The 20,972-nt window shown below is 43.7% G+C and carries 14 protein-coding genes and 3 pseudogenes; 15 read left to right on the top strand and 2 right to left on the bottom strand.

The window, feature by feature from the left end; genetic code table 11:
- Positions 1-4: 4 nt before the first annotated feature.
- The 15 genes and pseudogenes from N4T56_RS17620 to dauA all read left to right on the top strand — a co-directional run bounded on the left by N4T56_RS17620 (position 5) and on the right by dauA (position 17,841).
- Positions 5-1,996, top strand: coding sequence for an MtrB/PioB family decaheme-associated outer membrane protein (locus N4T56_RS17620; RefSeq protein WP_261734148.1), 1,992 nt, complete (start codon positions 5-7; stop codon positions 1,994-1,996).
- A gap of 43 nt (positions 1,997-2,039) precedes the next feature.
- A pseudogene (locus N4T56_RS17615) lies at positions 2,040-4,587 on the top strand (DMSO/selenate family reductase complex A subunit).
- A gap of 15 nt (positions 4,588-4,602) precedes the next feature.
- On the top strand, positions 4,603-5,280 hold the full coding sequence (locus N4T56_RS17610; RefSeq protein ID WP_261734147.1) for a DMSO/selenate family reductase complex B subunit: 678 nt from the start codon (positions 4,603-4,605) through the stop codon (positions 5,278-5,280).
- Between the two features lie 69 nt (positions 5,281-5,349).
- A complete protein-coding gene (locus tag N4T56_RS17605; protein ID WP_261734146.1) occupies positions 5,350-5,613 on the top strand; it encodes a hypothetical protein in 264 nt (87 codons plus the stop codon).
- A complete protein-coding gene (locus N4T56_RS17600; RefSeq protein WP_261734145.1) occupies positions 5,582-6,004 on the top strand; it encodes a TorD/DmsD family molecular chaperone in 423 nt (140 codons plus the stop codon). The genes N4T56_RS17605 and N4T56_RS17600 overlap by 32 nt, the downstream gene beginning before the upstream one ends.
- Before the next feature lie 10 nt (positions 6,005-6,014).
- Positions 6,015-6,467: a hypothetical protein gene (locus N4T56_RS17595; protein WP_261734144.1), complete on the top strand. Its 453-nt coding sequence runs from the start codon at positions 6,015-6,017 to the stop codon at positions 6,465-6,467.
- Between the two features lie 151 nt (positions 6,468-6,618).
- Entirely contained in the window at positions 6,619-7,527 is a 909-nt protein-coding gene (locus N4T56_RS17590; protein ID WP_261734143.1) for a haloalkane dehalogenase, read from the top strand.
- Positions 7,528-7,735: 208 nt separating this feature from the next.
- Complete coding sequence (locus tag N4T56_RS17585) at positions 7,736-8,572, top strand: TolC family protein (protein WP_261734142.1); 837 nt, start codon at positions 7,736-7,738, stop codon at positions 8,570-8,572.
- On the top strand, positions 8,556-9,143 hold the full coding sequence (locus tag N4T56_RS17580) for a TolC family protein (protein ID WP_261734141.1): 588 nt from the start codon (positions 8,556-8,558) through the stop codon (positions 9,141-9,143). Before N4T56_RS17585 ends, N4T56_RS17580 begins: the two co-directional genes overlap by 17 nt.
- Positions 9,140-10,345, top strand: a complete 1,206-nt coding sequence (locus N4T56_RS17575; RefSeq protein ID WP_261734140.1) for an efflux RND transporter periplasmic adaptor subunit — start codon at positions 9,140-9,142, stop codon at positions 10,343-10,345. Before N4T56_RS17580 ends, N4T56_RS17575 begins: the two co-directional genes overlap by 4 nt.
- A gap of 2 nt (positions 10,346-10,347) precedes the next feature.
- Entirely contained in the window at positions 10,348-13,506 is a 3,159-nt protein-coding gene (locus N4T56_RS17570; protein WP_261734139.1) for an efflux RND transporter permease subunit, read from the top strand.
- 18 nt (positions 13,507-13,524) lie between these two features.
- Complete coding sequence (locus tag N4T56_RS17565; RefSeq protein ID WP_261734138.1) at positions 13,525-14,214, top strand: response regulator transcription factor; 690 nt, start codon at positions 13,525-13,527, stop codon at positions 14,212-14,214.
- On the top strand, positions 14,211-14,360 hold the full coding sequence (locus tag N4T56_RS17560) for a hypothetical protein (RefSeq protein ID WP_261734137.1): 150 nt from the start codon (positions 14,211-14,213) through the stop codon (positions 14,358-14,360). The genes N4T56_RS17565 and N4T56_RS17560 overlap by 4 nt, the downstream gene beginning before the upstream one ends.
- A complete protein-coding gene (locus N4T56_RS17555; protein WP_261734136.1) occupies positions 14,350-15,471 on the top strand; it encodes a sensor histidine kinase in 1,122 nt (373 codons plus the stop codon). The genes N4T56_RS17560 and N4T56_RS17555 overlap by 11 nt, the downstream gene beginning before the upstream one ends.
- A gap of 647 nt (positions 15,472-16,118) precedes the next feature.
- Positions 16,119-17,841, top strand: a pseudogene (dauA, locus tag N4T56_RS17550) (C4-dicarboxylic acid transporter DauA).
- 49 nt (positions 17,842-17,890) lie between these two features.
- On the opposite strand, the gene N4T56_RS17545 reads toward dauA, so the two are convergent.
- Both N4T56_RS17545 and N4T56_RS17540 read right to left on the bottom strand, forming a co-directional pair.
- Positions 17,891-18,412, bottom strand: a complete 522-nt coding sequence (locus N4T56_RS17545) for a DUF6702 family protein (RefSeq protein WP_261734135.1) — start codon at positions 18,410-18,412, stop codon at positions 17,891-17,893.
- A pseudogene (locus tag N4T56_RS17540) lies at positions 18,409-20,864 on the bottom strand (M1 family metallopeptidase). Before N4T56_RS17540 ends, N4T56_RS17545 begins: the two are co-directional and overlap by 4 nt.
- Between the last annotated feature and the right edge of the window lie 108 nt (positions 20,865-20,972).

Below are 20,972 nucleotides of genomic sequence, written 5' to 3'. Positions count from 1 at the left end.
CACAATGAATTTTAAACTCAATATTATTACCGCCTCATTATTGCTCGCGTCTGCGCCAGTACTGTCAGCGAATTTTGCCGTAAGTCAGGCCAATATCACTCAGGTTGACCAGCAAAACTATCAATGTAAGCGCTGTGAAGTGAACTCAGGCTATCGCGGTAACGTGAGTGTGGCAGCAGGCTACATTGAAAGTGATGATGTGCATGCGGCCAATGCATTCGGTACTGACCAGGATGGCTTTGTTGCCACGGCCAATGCTGACGTGCAATACCAAAATGCTGATGGCTACCAAGCTAAGTTTCAAACTCACCAATTAGGCTACGAAAACAGCTTTGCTTTGATGAGCGCCGGTAAACCGGGATTATTTAACATCGACGCCGGCTATCAGTTAATCACCACATATCAATCGGGTGATGCGCAAAGCAATTTATATTATGACCAGGGCACGCTTGTTGGCAGCACCTTGCCATACGCGTTTGAGCTTTCTCAGCAACGTGAAAAAATGGCCTTGCAAGCTGAAGTGCAACACGACATGTATCAAGGTTATGTGCAGTTTGACACCGAAGATAAGTCAGGTTACACCAGTAGCAGCGTGATGAACCCAAGCCCTGTTAACATTGGCTTAGTGGTTGACTCAACCACCGATTCATTTACCGCAGGCGCGATAGTAAATGGGGCTAATTGGCTTACCGAACTCAGTTATTTTGTAAGCCAGTACGACAATAACAGCCAGGATTTAAGCTTCACTTATTTAGACGATGTCTATGCCGCAGCACCAGACAATGAAGCGCATCAAGTCTCACTCTCGGGTCAATACCAATTAGACAGCACCGTGATGTCTGGCCGTTTTATAGTCGGCCGGATGATACAAGATGACGACTTAATCTCAATGAACGGCAACCCCATACAAAATTGGGATGGCGAAGTTGATACCACAGATGCCACCTTAAAAGTGTCATCAATGTTGAGTAATCGTTTACGTGTGGGTGGTAGCTACGACTACAGCAACCGCGAAAACAACAGCTCAGTATTTGAATTTCAGCAATACACCTTTAATGACTTAAACGACACCTTTAAAGAAAACATTGCTACTGACATTGAGCGTGCAACGTATAAGCTCAACGCCAAATACCGCATAAGCCAGGGTTATCGCCTACAAGCGGGTTACGACCGTGAAGAAATAGACAGAAGCTACAGTGTCCGTGAAGAAACCCATGACGATACGCTATGGGGCAAATTGTCTATTCGCGCTATAGACAACGTTATTATTGATATTAAAGCAGAGCACAGCAACCGTGATGGCTCAACGTACCAAACTGATGAGCTAACCTCGTCAGAAGAAAACGCCTTAATGCGCAAATACTACCTGGCCAACAGAACCCGTAATAATGTTGAGTTAAGTATTAACCACACCCCGCTCAACTGGTTAGGCGTCGACATCAGTGCACACTACGCCAAAGATGATTACGACGACACCGTTATAGGCTTAACCGAGTCAGAAGACTACGGCGTCAACCTTAACCTTAATGCCACTGTTTCTAAACATGTCAGCTTATATGGCTTTGCCAGTCAGCAATGGATTAATTCAGCGCAAGCGAGTAGCCAAAGTTATAGCACAGCTGACTGGTATACCGACGTTGAAGATGAATTTATCAATATCGGCACCGGTATTCACTACGGTGGATTACTCCAAAACAAGCTGACTCTTGGTGCTGACTACTTGTTTAGCAACTCAAACAGCGACACTTATATCACCAGCACAGGTACGACGCCCTATGGTGATTATTACTCCTACAACCACAGCGTCAACATGTACGCAAACTACAACCTGAGTAACGAAATGGCACTCAAACTGACTTACCGCTATGAGCGTTATTACGACACTGATGACGCACAAATGTCGCTTGATGAAACGACAAGCTTTATCACTTTAGGTGAGTTAAATCATAACTATAGCGCCCATCAGGTCATGCTGAATTTCAGCTACCTGTTGTAAACGTTACCCAAAACCAAATTTACATTAGTAAGAGGACATCACAATGGAACGCAGAAGTTTCTTAAAAATGAGTGCTGCTATGGGTGCAGCAGCAACTGTCACAGGATGTGAAGATAGTGCAAAAGAAATCAAGGTGGTAGAGCCAGAAGTACCAGAAAGCTCGCTTGAACAGCTTAACTGGTCTGCATGTTTAGTTAACTGTGGTTCTAACTGCCCAATTAAAGTGTTCAGTAAAGACGGGGTGATTAGCCGTATCGAAACTGATCATGAAACCACGGATGAATATGGTGTCAATCACCAGGCAAGAGCATGTCCTCGTGGTCGTTCACTACGTCAAAGAACCTACGCCACAGATAGACTTCGCTCACCAATGAAGCGTGTAGGTAAGCGTGGTGAAGCAAAATTTGTCCCGATTACTTGGGAGCAAGCTTATTCAGAAATCGGTTCAAAATTATCCGCGATTAAAGATAATTATGGTCCAGAATCTATTTATATGCATTACGGTACTGGTGCTTATTATGGATTTTCATCTAATACGGCAACATGGGGCCGATTATTAAATTTAAATGGTGGTTTTTTAGACCATCATTGGGATTACTCATGGGCGGGTGTGTATCCAGCATGTATGGCTACTTATGGTGACCAGTGGGATAGTATCGGTGGCAGTTCATTAAGCGAAATTGTTAATTCTGACCTATTTATCGGTTTTGGCTTTAATCCAAATGAAATTCGTATGAGTGGTAGCGGTGAAGGCTATGACTTTATCAAATCATTAGAAAATAATACAAAAAATATTAAAGTTTGGATGATTGAGCCTCGTTACACCGACTCAATGCGCGGTAATGAAGATGAGTGGCTTGCGATTCGTCCTGGTACTGATGCGGCATTGATTGAGGCGGTTATTTACCAAATGATAAACAGTGGCTGGGTTGACCTAAATGCCAAATCATTTTTAGATAAATATGCTGTTGGTTACGATGAAGCATCACTGATTAATACCAAAGCATCTGTTACGTTAAACGCTGACCCGTTTATTGCTTCGCATGCTCAATATATTGACCCAACTCAGAACTACCATGATTACATTATGGGTGTGGGTGCATTTGAGTCCGATGGTGCTAAAACACCTACTTGGGCTGCAGGTGTGTGCGGTATTCCTGTCTATAAAATTGAACAGTTAGCTGATGCCATCATGGCAGCCGATGCGCCGTATATCTCAGCAGGCGCGGGAATTAGTCGCCATGCTAATGGTGATCAAGCCACCCGTGCCGTTTATACCCTTGCGATTATGACGGGTAAAATTGGTCGCGAAGGGGTCAATAGCGGTGCTATGCCATCAAGCTATAGTTTTGGTGTTTCAGGAATGCCAACAGGTAGTAACCCAGTCGATGTCACTATTCCCGTTTACACGTGGTCAGATGCTGTAGTACGTGGTGAGCAGTTTACAGGAACCACTGACGGTGTTCGCTTTACAGCCAGTGGCAGCCAAGAACGAGTTGATAACAACCCTGCTACTTTGGGTACTAACATTAAAGCGATTATCAACTGTGCGGGTAATGCTCTTGTTAACCAACATTCTGACAGCAATGGTACTGCACAAATTTTAGAAGATGACAGTTTGTGTGAACTGATTATCGTCAGTGACTGCTGGATGACTCCTTCAGCTAAATTTGCTGATTACTTGTTGCCAGATAGCACTTGGTTAGAGTCGGTGGATTATGCCAACGATTCTTATGCATCTGGACAAATGGCTTATGCAACATTCATGAGCACCTCACTCAAACCGTTAGGTGAAGCGCAATCCATGTATGAGATTTGTGCGGGTATTGCCAATGCGATGGGCAATGGTGCTGAATATACTGAAGGGCTAACAGGGCAACAATGGTGTGAAAAACTGTATCAACAAACTAAGGCAATGAATGCCGATGTTGATATGCCAGACACTTACGAGGAAGCACAGCAAGTGGGGGTTTTCCGTAAATATATGTCTTCATCTGTCGTTGCATTTGAATCCTTTATTCAAGATCCGGTAGCTAATCCTAGACCGACAATTTCTGGGAAATTCGAAATTTTCTCATTATCACTTGCACGTAAGGCTGCAACTTGGACTTTACCTGCAGGAGATAAAATCACTCCACTACCTCAATACGTAGTCACTTGGGATGGTTATCAGGACCAAGACACGATTGATGCAGGCTACCCTTTGCAGTTGTGCGGTTACCACACGAAAGGCAGGACTCACTCTAGCTATCACAATGTCGCATGGTTAAGAGAAGCGGTAGAAGATGCCGTTTGGATGAACCCAAAAGATGCTACAAGCAGAGGTCTATCTGATGGAGATATGGTTCATGTGTACAACGGTAGAGGAACAATCGAACTGCCTGTAAAACTGACACCAAGAGTGACTCCTGGCGTGTGTTCTTTAGGGCAAGGTGCTTGGTATAAACCTGATGCGAGTGGAAAAGTGGGTGCCATCTGGCCATGTTGTTGATGTGGGTGGCTGTATTAACACGCTCACAAAATATCATCCTTCCCCGGTATCAAAGGGAAATCCACAACACACTAATCGTGTTCAAGTAGTTAAGGCTTGAGAGGGGTAAATTAAAATGACACAAGAAACTCAATTAGGTTTTTATTTCGATAGCAGTAAATGTACTGGCTGCAAAACATGTCATGTCGCTTGTAAAGATCGCATGGTTGGCAAAACACGCAGCAAAGATGATGTGACCACACAAGGTGTATCAGCTATGCCTGGTATGTTATGGCGCCGAGTGTATGAATATGGCGGTGGTTCATGGGACCAAAATGCAGACGAGAGCTATGAACAAGACATTTTTGCTTATTATGCTTCTGTAGGCTGTAACCATTGTAACGAACCTGTATGTGTTAAAGCTTGTCCTACAGGTGCGATGCATAAACGCTCAGAAGATGGATTAGTCTTAGTTGAAGAGTCGTTATGTATTGGGTGTGAAAGCTGTTCAAGAGCTTGTCCATATGATGCGCCTCAAATCGACATAGAACGCAAGGTCATGACAAAGTGTGATGGTTGCTACGATAGGCTCGCTGAAGGGAAAAAACCAATTTGTGTTGAATCATGTCCTTTAAGAGCATTAGATTTTGACACAATGGAGAACCTTCGCGCTAAATATGGTGATGGAGATGGTCATTTTGCACCATTACCATCGGAATCGATTACATCGCCTAATTTAATTGTTAAAGCATCAAAAAAAGCGCAACCGGTTGGCTCAAGCGTTGGCAAAATCCTCAACGTTAGAGAAGTATAAAAGTGGAGGGTGTAATAAAGGTTATTACACCCTATCTTTTTTGATATTTAACAAGCAAATGTGAACGATATGAACATTGAAAAGCTTCAAGATTTACAAGCCATTGCCAATGTATTGCATGCAGTGCTTAGTGTGTATCCAGAACCAGATTTAATTAATACCTTTAAAAACCAGGGCATCGCTGAAAATTGGCCAGTCTCGATGGTCAGCGACACAGACCCTCATGCTTTGGAGCTTTTACAGCGATTTTTAGATCAATGGAGCGATGATGATGAAGCTTTAATCAATTTAAAACTCGATTATGGTATGTTGTTTTACGGCCGGTACGCCTAGAGCAGCACCTTGGGGATCGGCTTACACAAGCTCGTCTCAGTTACTCAATGACGCAAGCACTATGGAGCTAAAGCAGTTTTACGTTTCACACAATATCAATATTGACATGAAATCGAATGAGCCTGTCGATCATATCGGGTTAATATTGGCGGTGTTAGCTTATCTATTGAACAAATTAATTGAAAAACCACAAAGTTCATACTATCAATCCACTATTAACCAGCTGCTGGAACAACATTTACTGCCTTGGGCGTATCGTTGCTTAGCGTTAGCGTATGCTCATGCCGAAACGGATTATTTTAAAGGATTTGCGATTCTAACTCGTGAATATTTCTTCCATCTCGAAGAAGTGTTTGAACTGAAAACAAAACAAATGGCAATTTATCGATAGGTAAATATTTATGGCATTTTTACAATCGTTAGTCCAACAATGGCACAAAGCTGATTTAGGTTACAGTTTATTATTAAGTTTACGTTGCTCAGAAGACATTATGCAACACTTTAATGGTGCCACAGATATTAACACCGTAACTAATTTAATTGCTGCGCTAGTTTACAGTGATGGTGTACCTGCATGGTTAAAAAATGAAGAACGAAATTTTGAAAAACCATTAAAGAATGAATTGGTATTTAAGTGTTTAGTCATCAGTTGTCAATTGTTGTTTGTTAAAGCATCACAGAGAGTTAGTTTAAATCAACCAGAAAGGTTAATCCTAACTTTATCAAACGTTTGGGCTAATAAAAAATATGATGGCCAACATCATCATGAGTTAAAAAGTCTTATTCAAAAGATATATAACCAAGTTTGCACTATAGATATAGAAAGTAAAAATATGCTTAAAAGCATGAGGTAACTTAATTATATTAAATTAATAAATTCTAATGAATTAACTGTGTTTTAATTTTTTACAACCCTAATCGTAAAAGTTTTGATGTTGTAATAGTAGTAGAGTTGTTCTACTCATAAAGTCGATGTTTTTTTTAATAACAGAAAGGTAGAGAACGATGGAATTTTTACGAACGGACGATAGATACTTTATTAATTTACCCGATTATCAATTTACACCTAATTATCTCTTCGTTGACGACTGTGAAGGTAGTCAGTTACGTGTGCACTACCTTGATGAAGGGAACAAAGATGCTCAGCCGCTATTGTTACTTCATGGAGAACCTTCATGGAGTTTCTTATATCGTAAAATGCTCCCGATCCTTGTGGCTGCTGGCCATCGAGTTATCGTGCCTGATCTCGTTGGATTTGGACGTTCAGATAAACCCAGTAAACGTTCTGATTATACTTATCAACGTCATGTTGATTGGATGAAATCATTTGTTTCACAGCTCGAATTAAATAACGTGACTCTTGTTTGTCAAGATTGGGGAGGATTAATCGGGCTGCGTTTGGCTGCTGAAGATGCTTCACGTTATAGTCGTATTGTTGCGGCAAATACCATGTTACCGACAGGTGATGAAGAAACCAATCCCGCATTTATGCAATGGTTTAATTACTCGCAAGAAGTTGAAGACTTCCCTACTGGACACATGATTAATGGTGCAACAGTGTCTGATTTATCAGAAGACATTATTGCTGCTTATGATGCTCCATTTCCTGATGAAACATATAAAGCCGGCGCACGTGAATTTCCCTTACTAGTCCCTATTACGCCTAATGATCCAGCTACTCATAAAAACCGAGAAGCTTGGAAAATGTTGTCTCAATGGCATAAGCCATTTTTAACTGCCTTTAGTGACTCAGACCCGATCACAGCAGGTGGGGATAAAATGATGCAAAAAATAATTCCTGGTGCTAAAGGGCAAAAACACACCACTATCGCTAGAGCTGGTCATTACTTACAAGAAGATCAAGGTGAGGTACTAGCCGAGGTTATCGTTAACTTTATTGCCGATAATCGATAATCGATAAGCAGTTGCACTCAACTTAATACAAATGACGGCTATATGTTCAATAGCGCCATATAGCCGTCATTTACGGCAATCAACGTATATTAACGATCTATACATCATACTATTTCATTTACCAACTCCCACCTTAACCCCTCCTTAACCTGCCTTTCGTTATGCTAGTGCCATTATGGTGTAATACACAGGTTTTGAGGCGCAAATCATGATGGTAAAACCGGCTTTACGTAACACAATGCTCGCACTGATGGTGTCGACCCTTTTGGGCTGCAGCAGCGTCGATTATGCCAATTATAGTGACCAAGCGAGTCAAACTGAGGCCGAGCTTAGCCAGCGTTTATTGGCGCAGCTATTGGCAGAATCACAAAAAAGTGATGCCGCTACATCTTCACACGCTGCAGTTGCGACATTGACCGACCTCGTTAACGTGCCAGAATTACAACAATTTATAACTACCGCACTAGCAAACAATCCAAGTTTGCAGCAAAGCGTTGTGGCGTTAAATATGGCCTACGCTCAGCACGGGATCACCTCCGCAAGTCGCTTACCCTCGGTTGATGCGGGCTTTAGTGGTTCAGCAACAGAAGACAGTGACGACAGCTACACCACCGACATTACCGTAAGCTGGGAATTAGATTTATGGCAAAAAATTGCCGACAGCAGTCATGCTGCCCTAAAAGACATTGCAAGCTCACAAGCCAGTTTACAAAGTGCCAAAGATTTAGTGGCTGCTAATGTGATGCGCAGTTGGTTAGACATTAGCTTGCAGCAGCAACTAGTGGCGATTGAAACCCAGCGCTTAGCGGTACTTGAAAACAACCGGGCACTGATTATGGCGCGTTATCGTGTAGGTTTAGGCAGTTTAGAAGACCTTGATAACGCCAACACCAGCGCGGCAAGCACTCGCGCAACATTAGCGAGTTACCAAGAGCAGCTTGCCCAAAGTAAACGTGACTTAACCTTATTAACCGGGCAATGGATCGGTGAAGAGTTAGCCGCCGATATCGCCGCAGAAATTTCCTGCAGTGATAAACCCAATTAGTGTACTTGGTGAGCAAAACCTTGGCCGCCGTCCAGACATTAAAACAGCATTTTATAATATCGAAGCAGAATCATTACGTACCGATGCCGCTTATAAAGCGATGTTACCGTCTATCAGTTTATCGGCCAGCTTGACCGACATGGCTGAGTCGCCAAGTGACGTGCTGCTTACTGAGTCACTCTGGAGTGTGCTTGGGCAGTTATCAGCACCATTATTTCAAGGTGGTTTGTTAAAGTCGCAAGCCGAATTGGCACGCTTAACTACTGAGCAAAGTTACTGGATTTATCAGGACACCCTATTAACCGCAGTCAACGAAGTTGAAAACAGCGTTGGCCAAGAGTATTCACTGGCTAAACAACAACAATATTTAACCGAGGCACAAATGAGTGCTGAGCGTAGTTTTGTGAGTTATGAAGAAAAGTATCGCCAAGGGTTGGTTGATATTTTTGACCTACTCACAGTGCAGCAGCAAACCTATGATATTGAAGCGCAGCTTGCCACCACCATTTACAACCGTCTTGTTAACCGTATTGATTTAGGCCTGGCATTAGGTCTAGGGGTATCCGCATGAAATTTAACCGTATGAACGTCATCGTCACTGTATTGTCTGTGGGCAGCATATTTGCAGCATTAGGTTATACCGCCTCTAAGTTGCCGCCTGCGCCTAATCAAAACGCCGCCGCGGCTGAAGCTCCGGCCAAGCCACTTGAAAAAAGTGCGCCTGCAGCGTTATTACCTCAAGTGGGTGTTGTAGCCGTTAATGGTCAAGAATACCAAGCTGAAGTCATTGGTTTTGGTGAAGCAAAACCGCGCTTTGAGCTCACCTTAAGTGCTGAAGTCAGCGGAAAGGTGATTGAACTAAATCGTCAATTTGAATCAGGCCAAGTGATCAAAAAAGGTACGGTATTAGGTCAAATCAATGACACCAGTTACCAGCAAGCTGTCACTCAAGCACAATCTGATGTCGCCCAAGCTGAACTTGATTTATTAGAAGAACAACGCGAAGGCGAACAAGCAAAAGCGGAGTGGTTACGTTCAGGTTTGTCTGGTGAGCCAGCATCTCCGCTAGTATTGCGCACGCCTCAATTAGCCCAAGCTAAAGCCGCATTAGACAACGCCAAGCTTGCGCTTAAAAAAGCCCAACAAGATTTGGCCTACACCCAAATCACTGCGCCATTTGATGCGCTAATTATTAGCCGTGATGTACAACCAGGAAGCTACGTGCAAACCGGCACTGAACTTGGCACCTTGTACAGTGTGGCCGAAGTTGAAATCAATGTACCTTTGTCTGAAATGCAATGGAAAAATTTACCTGCCTTTGATAACGCTGAATTAGCCAAAACGCCTTGGAATGTCACGTTACAAAGCACCGATGGCCAATATCAATGGCAAGGCTACATTGAGCGCGTAGAGCAACATTTAACCGAAACCAGCCGTCAACGTTCATTAGTTGTGGTGGTTGATGACCCACTTGCTCAGCAAACCGATTTGTATCCAGGAACCTTTGTTAAAACCAAGATTCAAGGCAAATCGCTAACAAACTTATGGCAATTACCTTCGTCGGCTATATCGCAACAAGGTGACATTTGGTTTGTGGACGATAATGGCCTATTAGCTAAGTCAGCAGCCAATATTGCATTCGAAAAAGGCGGCTTTGTTTATGTGACGCCGATGACGAATAAGCAAGACATGCCTGCCAAAATGCAAATAGTAAAACGCCCATTGAGTAACTTTAAAGTCGGCACCAAAGTGCTTGCTAAGGAAGAGGTATAGTGATGTCTAATCCTCAATCGACTCACACAGGGGCAATAGCCTGGTTTGCCAGAAACTCAGTAGCATCTAACTTACTGTTAATTGGTATTATTGTTGTAGGTCTGTTCTCGCTTAATAGCTTACGCAAAGAGGCTTTTCCGAGCTTAGAGCCCGATCGCGTTACTGTGTCTGTCACTTACGACAGTGGCGACCCTGTGCTTGCCGAAGAAGGCATTGCAATCAAAATTGAAGATGCCTTAGAAACCGTACCAGGGATTAAACGCATTACCTCAACCTCTAATGCCAATGGCAGTAGTGTGATTATTGAGAAAACCAGCTCGTATGATTTAGATACTTTGCTAACCGACATTAAAACCAATGTCGACGCCATTTATAACTTTCCTAGCGAAGCAGAAAATCCGGTCATCGATAAAATGCGCATGCAAGATCATGCGCTATGGATTGAGATTTATGGTGATACAGACCGCACCACATTGCAGGCATTAGCCGAGCAATTAAAGTCAGATCTATTAAGCCAGAGTGCCATTCACGACCTCGAGATTAAAGCCAAAGCCGAACCAATGATTTCGATTGAAGTCGATGAAGCTAAGCTGCAAGCCTATGGGTTAACGTTAGAGTCTGTTTCAAATGCGGTAAACGCTGAATCTGCGACGTCAATTTCGACCAGCTTGTACAACGACGATAAGACCGTGCGCTTAAAAGTGTCAGATCAGGCATATCAACAGCAAGACTTTATGGCACTGCCCATCATTACTAACAGCCAAGGGTCGCTAATTACCTTAGGCGATATCGCCACCGTAAAAGATGAATTTGCCGACGACACCTTTGTATTGTCGCGCTATAACAATGTCAGCTCGAGCGCGATTGAAATTGTGATGGATGAAAACGGCGACATCGTTGATATTGTCGAGCAAGCCAAGCAAGTGGTTGAAAAATGGCGTAACTCGAGTGCATTACCTGAAAATGTCAGTATTGCCTCTTGGTATGACAAAAGTACCCTTATTACCGAACGTTTAAGCCTATTAGTTAAGAACGCCTTAAGCGGTATTGCGTTAGTGTTTATCATTTTGGCGTTATTTTTAAACCTTCGAGTGGCGTTTTGGGTGGCAGCAGGTTTGCCGTTTGTGTTCTTTGGCACCTTGTTTTTCATGACCAACAATTTTGCCGGCTTAACCCTCAATGAGATGACCACTTTTGGCTTTATTATGGCACTGGGTATTGTGGTTGATGACGCAGTTGTGGTCGGTGAGAGCGTGTACAGCACCAGACAAAAATATGGTGACAATATCGACAACACCATTAAAGGCACCTTAAAAGTGGCCACGCCAACTATTTTTGGTGTGTTAACCACAGTGGTCGCGTTTGTCGCGTTAGCCAATGTAGAAGGGCGTTTAGGGCAAATCTATGCCCAGTTTGGAACGGTTGTGGCAATTTGTTTAATGTTGTCGCTGGTAGAATCTAAGTTTATTTTACCGTCGCATCTTGCCCATATTGATACTAAAAAGCCTGCTAAAAAATCATGGTTTAACCATATTCAACATGCTGCCGACAGCGGTTTAAAATGGTCTAGCCGAGTGATTTACCAGCCATTAATTGAGTTTGCTTTGCGTTTTCGTTACGCCGTGGTGATGGTGTTTATTGCGGTGTTTATTTTGGTGGCCGGCATGCCAATCACAGGCAGTGTCAGGGTGGCATTTTTCCCTGATATTACTGGCGACACCGCCGTGGCTGATTTTTCGATGCAAAATGATGCTAGCTTTGGTCAAACCTATAAAAACTTAACGACCTTAGAGGCGGCAGCTAAACGCGTAGATGCTCAGCTTTCTGCCCAATATAGCGATGAGGACTCTGCCACTAACCTTGAGAGTTTGCATGTACTTGCCAGCAGCAGTGACTCAGGCCAAGTCATCGTCGAATTAGCGTCAGATGCGCCTTATGGTCTAAAAGAGTTTACCGTAAAATGGACCGAAGCGGTTGGCCAAATGGAAGGGGTTAAAAAGCTAAAAGTGTTAGCTAAAAAAGAGATGCTTGATAACTTTAAGGTAGAGATTAAAGCCAGCGATACCGAGTCTGTGTTTGCTGCAGGCAAGGCGTTAAAAGCGGCTATCGAAACCATGGACGGCGTCAGTGGTATCGATAACAACCTAGACTTAGGTGAGCCACAATACCGCTTTGAGTTAACTGCTCAAGGCCGCGCACTCGGGTTTGATACTGAAACCTTATCTGGGCAAGTGTTGCAGTCATTTGGCGGTGGCGTGGTACAGCGTTTTCAACGGGGTAAAGACGAAGTAAAAGTGCGTGTGCGTTACCCTGATGAAGACCGCCAAACCATTGGTGATGTCAAACTTGCTAACGTGCGCACTAGCGACGGAACCATAGTGCCATTAAGCCATGTGGCTGATATTTTTAATGACTATCAGCCATCAAGTATCACCCGTATCGACAGCCAACGCGCGGTGTATATTAGTGCGGTGTTAGATAAAGACAAGATTGCCTCTAATGAGTTAGTGAGCCAATTACAACAGTCGTTAGTACCGCAACTTGAAGTGCAATACCCAGGTGTCAGCTTTAATTTCGCCGGCGAAGCTGAACAACAGGCTGAAACCACAAGCTCAATTGAGTCGATGTTTGTGTTGGCGTTGATTGCCATTTATGCCTTATTAGCCATTCCGCTTAAGTCATATGTGCAGCCAGTGATCATCATGACCGCGATTCCGTTTGGTGTGGTTGGGGCGATTTTAGGTCATTGGTGGAACGACTTAACCATCAGTATTTTATCGTTAAATGGTATTTTGGCGCTCAGTGGTGTGGTGGTAAACGACAGCCTATTACTGGTGTCACGATTTAATGAATTGCTTAAAGAAGAAGGCTTGTCGGTACACGACGCCATTGTTGAGTCATGCACCGGACGCTTACGGGCGGTACTGCTCACATCGGTAACCACGTTTGCAGGCTTAGCACCGTTATTAGGTGAAACTTCATTACAAGCGCAGTTTTTAATTCCTGCAGCGGCAGCACTGGGGTATGGTATTTTGTTTGCCACAGTGATCACCTTGATTTTGACACCGTCATTGTTGTTGATTCAATGTGAAGCAAAAGAGTTTATCGCCAATATCATGAATAAGTTACGCCCTAATCATGACGCAACAGCGCCAGTATAAAACCAAGGAGCCAGTTCGATGACAACCGATAAGTTACAGTTATTACTGGTTGAAGATGATCTCGATCTTGCCACTGCGGTAATCGAGTATTTAGAACTCGAAGACATCTTGTGTGATCACAGCGCTAATGGTTTGTCTGGGCTTCATTTAATCCAGCAAAACCACTATGACGCAATTATTTTGGATTTAAATTTACCCAAAATGAATGGGCTGCAAGTGTGTGAATCTATTCGTGCAGAAGGCATTGATGTACCAGTGTTAATGCTCACGGCGCGTGACACCCTAGACGACAAGCTCACCGGTTTTGCTAATGGCACAGATGACTATTTGGTTAAGCCATTTGCTATGGAAGAACTCATTGTCAGGATTAAAGTGTTGGCTCGTCGTCGCAGTGGTCAGGTGCAGCGTTTAGCGGTCGCTAATTTGATTGTCGATGTGCAAAAAAAGCAGGCATTTCGAGCACAAAGCGAATTAAAACTGTCGCCGACCGCATTAAAGATTTTAACCGTACTGATGCGGGCTAGCCCAAACCCGGTGTCGCGTGAAAAATTAATGCAAACGGTATGGGGAGACGATCAACCCGATAGTAATAGCTTAAAAGTACACATTTTTAATTTGCGTAAACACATCGATGCTGAGCATGAGCATAAATTATTGCACACGATTAGCGGTTACGGTTTTGCAATAAAGGAAAGCCAGTCATCATGAAGATTATCCCCAGTATTCGGCTGTATGTGTTGCTTGCGATGTTGGTCACTGGCATTGGCACAATATTGATTTTGTCAGCATTAAGCCTGCATTACTTTATTGCCGGTATGGACTCCTCTTTGCGTGTTTCTATGTATGCACAGTAGCCAACAGCAAAATGTGTCAGACGGAAAGCCATATCGGTTTGAGTCGTTTACGGTGGCAAGTCGCTGGCAAGATCTGCCTGAAAACGTACGTCAAGTTATGCTTGAACCACCAACAGAATTCAATGTGCTGAATAAAACCATTATTGGCGGTAATCTCATCACCCCGCCCGATGCGGGTTATTTTACCATGAAAGTGGCATATGGTACCGAAACACGTTTTGTATCAATGGTATTTGAGCGTAATAAAGTAGGCGCATTTAAACGCAGTGATCCACCGTATTTTTTAATGATATTTGTTACCGCGGTGCTGGGAATTGTTGCTTTTTCTGTAGTGATCATTTGGGTGATGCGCCGTGTTACGTTGCCAGTCGATCGGTTAAAAAACTGGGCAAAAGGGCTCAATACTCAGCAACTAGAACAAGCAACACCTGATTTTCACTACAGTGAACTCAATACTCTCGCCAGCATCATCAAAACCAGTTTAAGCAAGGTGCAAGACAGTTTATCGCGCGAGCAACAGTTTTTGAGTTATGCCAGTCACGAACTGCGCACCCCTATTGCAGTGATCCGCACCAATACAGAGCTACTGCAAAAGCTAATCGCCAAAGGGGCGAACACTGAAAAACAAGCACAAGTTGTCGAACGGATTGAGCGTGCAGGGCTGACCATGACTGATTTAACCGAAACGTTATTGTGGTTGAATCGGCGTGAAGGTAAAAGTTTACCCATCATTGAGGTGAGTTTAGACCAGCTTATCCGCCAGTTAGTAAGTGAGTTGGCCTATTTAGCTAAAGGTAAAGATATCGATATTAGTATTGAAACCGATGAGTCTGTTCAACAGCTACCGGGTACATTATGTCGGATAATTATGACCAACCTTATCCGCAATGCGCTGCAACATACCATGAAGGGCAGTGTGAGCATTGTGCAGCAGGGCTACACTGTCAGTATTGTTAATCAGTGCGAATCTTATGCGAACAGCAGCGAAGATTTGGGTTTTGGCTTAGGGCTAGAGCTCACGACAAGGCTGATTAAACAATATGATTGGCAGTATCAAAATATTGAAACCAATCGCGGCCGTAAGGTGTCTATCGATTTTTCGGCAGGTTAATCGCATTTTGATATGACTGAACTAATCATACCAATTCCACTAATTATCTGGTCATTCAGCGGGAATTCTGTACCTTCTAGGCAAGTAATAAGATTGCAGGCATAGTTGCTCTCGGCAAAACTGCTCCTGCGTTGCTCTACCTCCTGCATCCATGCAGTCGTCGGCAACTGCTCCTGCGCTGCTCTACCTCCTGCGTCCATGCAGTCGTCGGCAACTGCTCCTGCGTTGCTCTACCTCCTGCATCCATGCAGTCGTCGGCAACTGCTCCTGCGTTGCTCTACCTCCTGCATCCATGCAGTCGTACGTCAAAATACTATTAAGCAGCATAGAAGGTACAGAAACCCGCCTTGCAGGAGACGCTCAGACAGTCCATTTCTTTGTTGCATTGCCTTAGAAGGGAATAACCATTATTTCAACAATGCGCCTCAAACTGAACAGTCTGAGCGACTCTGATTGGTCACATAATTAATGGAAATGGTATCACTACAGCCACCTAGCGTGGCTTTTTTATTGATACGATTTTATTTATTATAATGTGATGATAATAAAATTATCATCAGGTGGTAACTTAATTTGATTGTACTAGCGGACAATCGGCCTATAATGAGGGGTATCTTTTATACCGCCTAGGTAATGGGATCGCCTCAATGAAATACCGCACACATTTATTTTCTCTTCGTATCGGGCATGCGCTCCGAGAGTCCTTAAAAGACAATCCCTACAGCATTGCCGTGTTTTCTAAAGATTTATTAGCAGGGTTAACCGTTGGTATTATTGCCATTCCTCTTGCAATGGCATTGGCTATTGCTATTGGCGTGGCGCCGCAATACGGTTTATACACTGCCATTATTGCCGGATTAATCATTCCGCTAACCGGGGGTTCGCGTTATAGCGTATCTGGGCCAACGGCTGCGTTTGTTGTCATTCTTTATCCTATCGTGCAGCAATATGGCCTATCTGGGCTGTTACTTGCGAGCATTTTATCTGGCGTGATGCTGATTATCATGGCGTTGTTTCGCTTGGGTCGTTTTATTCAATACATTCCTGAGTCAGTGACGTTAGGTTTTACCGGCGGGATTGCCGTTGTTATTGCTGTGCTGCAAGTAAAAGACTTTTTTGGATTGAACATTACAGAAATGCCTGAAAGCTTTGTGGGTAAGGTAGCCACCTTAACCCAGGAAATACCAGGGTTTTCTGGTCGACGTTGCTGGTAGGTTTAAGCACCTTAGTGGTGTTTATTTTGTGGCCAAAGCTTAAGATAGCGGTGCCTGCGCATTTACCCGCAGTGGTGGTGGGTAGCATCGTGGCTTTGATGTTAAATCTGTTAGGGTTTCATGTGGCGACGATAGGCTCAACCTTCAGTTTTACCTTAGCCGACGGTTCTATCGGTGCAGGTATACCGTCAATGCTGCCCGATTTTGAGTGGCCGTGGCTGCGCGCGCAATCAGGTGAAGTGCCATTGGCGTTTACTTGGCAATTAGTTAGCGATTTATTGTCTGCGGCATTTGCCATTGCCATGTTGGGCGCGATTGAATCGTTACTGTGCGCGGTAGTGCTAGACGGTATGTCAGGCAAAAAGCACAGTGCCAATAGTGAACTACTGGGCCAGGGGATCGGCAATATTATTACGCCATTTTTTGGCGGTATTACCGCGACTGCGGCAATTGCCCGTTCTGCTGCCAATTATAAATCGGGTGCGGTAAGCCCAGTCGCAGCCATGATACACGCGCTGGTGGTATTGGTGTCTTTATTATCCTTGAGTACCATTTTGGCGTACATCCCAATGGCGGGCATGTCAGCACTGCTTATCATGGTAGCGTGGAACATGAGCGAAGCGCCCAAGATTATTCACTTAGTCAAAAAAGCCCCTGCCAGTGAAGTACTGGTGTTGATGGTGTGTTTATTACTGACCATATTTTTCGACATGGTGATAGCGATTAGCGCCGGGATTATTTTGGCCTCGCTACTGTTTATGAAACAAGTCGCCGACATGACCAAAGTGCAAGACATTAGCGAGCAGAAAAAACACATCCATGTTGAACTGCCACCACGTTGGAAAGTGTTTAAAATTAACGGCCATTATTTTTTGCTGCAGCAGATGGCGTCTTTGGTGAGTTGGTTCATTTAAGTGCTGAACAAGATGGCGTGGTATTGTATTTCGATGGGGTGTCTATTTTAGATTCTGGCGGTGTTGCGGCGTTATACAAATACATTGCCAAGTGTAAGCACGATAACACCCGAGTATTGTTGGCAGATTTTCAATTTCAGCCACTGAAAACCCTGGCAAAAGCCGGTTTTAAGCCTGATGGCGTGCATTGTGTGACGTATTCAACCTTAGCCGATGCGCTAGATGATATTGTGAAAACTTAACGGACGATTATACCGTCCGTGATAAAGTTCCACAGTGCAGAAGTGCTATCTAGTGCGCAGGTTTAGCGACTTCAATGAAGTGCCACGAGTCAGCAATGTGCAGCCTTGCCGAGGTGACGCGCTTATTACGCTCTACATTGATGTGGTTGGTTTGATCTGACCACAACTCTTGTAGGGCGCTCATTTTAAGGTAAAACCCATCCATATCTGCAGTTATCGGGGTTTCTTGATACACCCATAAATATTTACCTTCTAACTCGGTACCAACATAAGTCAAAGTGAGCGGTTGCTGTTGTTGGTCTTGCATAGCAAAGGTTGAAATGGCGTAATACGCAAAAGCTTCGCGTCCAACAGGATCGCTGATCAAATCCGTGCTTTTATCGATCACTTGCTGGGCGGCATGTTCAGCATCGTGTAAGTAAAAACGATGTTGAATTTCTAGCATGCCGCTGCGCTGATTAAACACAATACTGGTGTAGGCTTCTTTTTGTTGGTGGCCAAAGGCCTTGCCTGCAAATAAACTTAAACTCACCATGCTGATTAATACTAAGGTGATTAATGGGCGCATCATTTCTTTTTCACTTTAATTTCAGGTTCTTTTAACGCTTCTTTGTTGTCATGCATAATGTCGCGATACTTATTGCCCTTACGCTCTTCTTCTTTAAAGGCTTCAATGCGTGATGGAATAATTTGCCGCGGATAATAGTTGTTTTCAATATCAACGTCGGCCGTTTCACCACGGCGATCTACCACGGCAGACACCAAGATATTATCTTTATCGGTCACAATGAGCTTACTGACATGTGATGGTGAACGACGCCAAATTTCAGCCGGTAACACTAACGATTCAGTGTTACCATTCTCAAAGGTCAAGTCGAGCAGGATAGGCATCACTAGGCCGCCAAGATTAGCAAAGTTAAACACGTAGTAGTTTTTATCTTCTTTTAGCGCTCGTGCCAGTACTTGTTGTTCCCACGGATCGAGTTCAGCGTGTTTTTTATTGTACTTATTTCGCTCTTTATTGGTGACGCTAAATTGATCATGTTGGTCGTGATAATCAAGGTTGTCGGAGTTCAGTTCAACCCACGTTTTTTGGCCACTTTGTTGATTGCGCTCCACCGAATAAGGCATGGGTTTGGCTTGATAGTCTTGACGACGGCGCTCGAAATCAATGTCTGGATTGTTGGTGTCTAGGCGCAGTTTATAAATGCGATCGAGTGAGATATCCACATGGTCAGTGGTGTAAAACCAGCCACGGAAAAACCAATCTAAATCAACCCCAGAGGCTTCTTCCATGGTACGGAAAAAGTCGCTTGGTGTTGGGCGTTTGTTCATCCAACGGTGACTGTATTCTTGAAAGGCAAAGTCAAATAACTCACGGCCTAATACCACTTCACGTAAAATATTTAATGCCACCGCTGGTTTAATATAAGCATTTGGATCAAGCTGCAACACACTGTCTGACTGAGTCATAATAGGCACTTGCACGTTTGACTTCATGTATTCAATTACATCACTTGGCTCACGTCCCCAGGGTAAATCAGGAGTCCCATTCACGGGTGGCAATACCGTCTAAAAAGCTGTTTAAGCCTTCGTCCATCCAGGTCCATTGGCGTTCGTCTGAGTTTACAATCATCGGGAAGTAGTTATGGCCGACTTCGTGGATAACCACGCCGATTAAAAATTGTTTTTCAGACAAGGTATAGGTGCGGCTTTCATCGTCGTGCCAAATGGTGCGCGGTCATTAAAGCTGATCATTGGGTATTCCATGCCGCCTACTGGGCTATTGACGCTATTGGCGGTTGGGTAAGGATAATCAAAGGTAAAGCGTGAATAGACTTTTAACGTGTGGATTATTGATGCGGTTGAATAACGCTGCCACAGCTCGCCACCCTCTTTAGGGTAGAATGACATAGCCATCACTTGTGGATTCTGGCTGTCTTTTTGTTGATAACCTTGAGCATCCCAAATAAATTTACGCGATGATGCCCATGCAAAATCGCGAACATTGTCAGCTTTAAAGTGCCATGTTTTAGTGCCACTTACCGTACTTGACTCATTGGCGAGGGCTTCATCTGCCGACACAATAAACACCGGTTTTTTAGCCGATTTAGCTTTTTCTAAGCGTTCACGTTGTGTAGCTGAAAGTACGTTTTTGCTGTTTTGTAATACGCCTGTGGCTGTGACGATATGGTCGCTCGGTACTGTCATGCTGACATCGTAATTACCAAACTCTAGGGTAAACTCACCGCTGCCTAAAAACTCTTTGTTGTGCCACGCTTCGTAGTCAGAATAGCTAGCGACTCGTGGAAACCACTGGGCTAATAAAAAGATGTCATTCCCCCTTCACGCTCATCGTCAGGAAAGTGTTCATAACCCGAGCGAGCCCCAACGGCATCTTCTTCTAAAATGTTGTAGCGGTAATTTATATTAAGCGTAGTGGATTGATTATGAGGTAACGGCGTAGGTAAATCGATACGCATTTGAGCACCGACAATGGTGTATTTTAAAGGTTTTTTATTTGCATCGGTTACTGCTGCTATCTGGTAGCCGAGGCTGTTGTCGGTTAAAAACTGTTGGCGACGTAGATCTTGCAGGCTGATTTTTGCAAATGCACTGTCGCCATAAGTGTTCGCCGCACTGACACTGCCATCAACACCATTAAAGGTGCTGCTGCGCTCTGCAATGGAGTCGGATTTAAAACGGTTTTGCTCTAGCTGTAACCACAAATATTTAAGCTTATACGGAGAATTGTTATGGTAAGTAATGACTTGCTCACCTTGAATGCGACGCTTATTTTCATCTAGTGTGACATTGATTTTATAGTCAACCTGCTGCTGCCAATAGTCTTTTCCTGGCTCGCCTGCTGCATTGCGGTAATCATTTGGTGTAGGGAGACTTTCTTCAAGTTGGCGAAATTTATCTTCAAAATGACCTTTGCTTTGAACAATCTCTGAAGCTGAACTCGTAAAAATGACAGAGCTGGTAAAGGCCAATAATAGCAGTTGGCAACATACGCGCATAAATATTCCTCAAACACCTGTGAGCAGATGTTATTCATCCCAAATGATAATTTATTGTTTTTGTGGGTGTGAGTTTAAACAAGATGGAATGAATATAAAGTGAAATAA

This window comes from Shewanella phaeophyticola (assembly GCF_025398315.1).
Taxonomy (GTDB): Bacteria; Pseudomonadota; Gammaproteobacteria; order Enterobacterales; family Shewanellaceae; genus Shewanella; species Shewanella phaeophyticola.
This window is presented reverse-complemented; position numbering and strand designations above follow the sequence as displayed.

Coding starts and splice junctions, on each gene's coding strand:
- N4T56_RS17620 (WP_261734148.1), top strand. CDS start 5: ATGAATTTTAAACTCAATATTATTACCGCCTCATTATTGCTCGCGTCT.
- N4T56_RS17610 (WP_261734147.1), top strand. CDS start 4,603: ATGACACAAGAAACTCAATTAGGTTTTTATTTCGATAGCAGTAAATGT.
- N4T56_RS17605 (WP_261734146.1), top strand. CDS start 5,350: ATGAACATTGAAAAGCTTCAAGATTTACAAGCCATTGCCAATGTATTG.
- N4T56_RS17600 (WP_261734145.1), top strand. CDS start 5,582: ATGGTATGTTGTTTTACGGCCGGTACGCCTAGAGCAGCACCTTGGGGA.
- N4T56_RS17595 (WP_261734144.1), top strand. CDS start 6,015: ATGGCATTTTTACAATCGTTAGTCCAACAATGGCACAAAGCTGATTTA.
- N4T56_RS17590 (WP_261734143.1), top strand. CDS start 6,619: ATGGAATTTTTACGAACGGACGATAGATACTTTATTAATTTACCCGAT.
- N4T56_RS17585 (WP_261734142.1), top strand. CDS start 7,736: ATGATGGTAAAACCGGCTTTACGTAACACAATGCTCGCACTGATGGTG.
- N4T56_RS17575 (WP_261734140.1), top strand. CDS start 9,140: ATGAAATTTAACCGTATGAACGTCATCGTCACTGTATTGTCTGTGGGC.
- N4T56_RS17570 (WP_261734139.1), top strand. CDS start 10,348: ATGTCTAATCCTCAATCGACTCACACAGGGGCAATAGCCTGGTTTGCC.
- N4T56_RS17565 (WP_261734138.1), top strand. CDS start 13,525: ATGACAACCGATAAGTTACAGTTATTACTGGTTGAAGATGATCTCGAT.
- N4T56_RS17560 (WP_261734137.1), top strand. CDS start 14,211: ATGAAGATTATCCCCAGTATTCGGCTGTATGTGTTGCTTGCGATGTTG.
- N4T56_RS17555 (WP_261734136.1), top strand. CDS start 14,350: ATGCACAGTAGCCAACAGCAAAATGTGTCAGACGGAAAGCCATATCGG.
- N4T56_RS17545 (WP_261734135.1), bottom strand. CDS start 18,412: ATGATGCGCCCATTAATCACCTTAGTATTAATCAGCATGGTGAGTTTA.